Source organism: Nitrosopumilus sp. S6 (genome assembly GCF_054515815.1).
Genome location: NZ_JBTNRI010000024.1, coordinates 1 through 1693, shown reverse-complemented (window position 1 = coordinate 1693; position 1693 = coordinate 1). Strand labels below are relative to the sequence as shown.

The window sequence follows — 1693 nt, the reverse complement described above, 5'->3', positions numbered from 1 at the left end:
TCTACAGAACTCATCAATGCCACATCTACAGAACCAATTGTAATGGATCCTGAACCTGGAGTAGATGACCTCACAATGGATCCTGAACCTGGAGTAGATGACCTCACAATGGATCCTGAACCTGGAGTACTTGATTCGATTGTAGATTCAACTTTTGAATTAGTATTGTCTGAGCCAGAATTACTTGAAAATCCTATATTAAATTCTACTGAAGAAACATTTGAACTATCTGAAGATGCCACATTTGAACTTGAATTCTTTGATGAATATGATGCCCTACTCTCTGAAATTGAAGAGATAGAATCAGCTGCAGAACTATTACTTGTTGAAACTGAATCTAGTCTTGTAGCACTAGAAGATGATTCAACACTATCAACACAATCATTTAGTTCTATACTTGGAATGATATTTTCAATTGAATTATTTTTACCATCTGCTGATGCTGCAAATGGAAATAACATAGAGCAAACAAAAACAGAATTAACCTCATTAAAACAACAACTTGAAGCATTAAAGTTACAAGCATCATCATTGAAAGAATCAGGAAATATCGATGAAGAAACGGTAAAAGATCTAAAGAAACAACTCAAAACAATACTAAACCAAATCAAATCAACATCAAATAAACTCCATGCAAATGACAAGACACAATCTGCAAAATTAGACAAATCAAGCGATGATGCAAAAAAGATTACAGATGTTGACACATTTGATAAAATACAAAATGGAAAATGGAAAGATGACAAAACAGAAATCAATACTGATGTTTATGACTCCAAAGGAAACAAAGTAGATATTAAATCACAAATTCAAAAGAACAGAGATGGTAAATTCACAATTACTCTTCTTCCTGAAGATATTATCACCCCTGGTATTTACAAACTCAAAACAACATTTAGCATAAATGGTGAAACGCATACTGTTGAGGAAGAGTTTGCATGGGGTTTGGTATCGCTTAACACTGCAAAAAGTACATACTACTCAGGTGATGTTGCCGAATTTATTATCGTTGTATTAGATTCAGAAGGCCACCCAATAAGTGGTGCAGATATTTTTATGACTGTAACTAGTCCCGCAAATCAAATTACTACACTATCAACACAAAGTGGAATTACTAATGGTGATGAAATTGGACTTTATACTGCAACATATCAAACAGATCATGTAGATGGAGTATATGATATTTACATTCGTGCAGAAGCTGATGGGATTGAAACTGATTTTTACACAACATTTGATGTAGCATCATTTGTAGAATATGATGTCATTAGAACTGCACAATCCAAGATAGATCCTACCATTAATCCAAATTCCTTTGATGTAGTAATTAACATTGAATCCTTTACCGGTAAAGATACAATCGTAATAACTGAAACAATTCCTGCCGTACTTGAAGTACAAACTGATGCTAGTGTTATAACCCTTGGAGATAGAAAAGTTCTCACATGGACTAAAGATTTGATTGATGATAGAACTGCCGTGAGGTATACTTATTCTGTCCCATTTGTATTCCCAAGTTTGTATGACTTGGGACCTATGGATATTAGTGATGGTGCAATTGTATTTACTGAAGCAAGACCATGGTATGTGGCAAATGATCCTGCAACTTTAACTGGTTGTGAGGGCCCAGGCCCTACTACTTGTGAAATTGATGAATCCGATACTTTGGTCACTGGTTTTGTTGAATTGTCTG

General features: G+C 34.6%; 1 protein-coding gene. It reads left to right on the top strand.

Features of this window, described 5'->3' with window-relative positions:
- The coding region (locus ACX12B_RS09650) for a hypothetical protein (RefSeq protein ID WP_459353797.1) at positions 1-1693 on the top strand (1693 nt) is incomplete at both ends.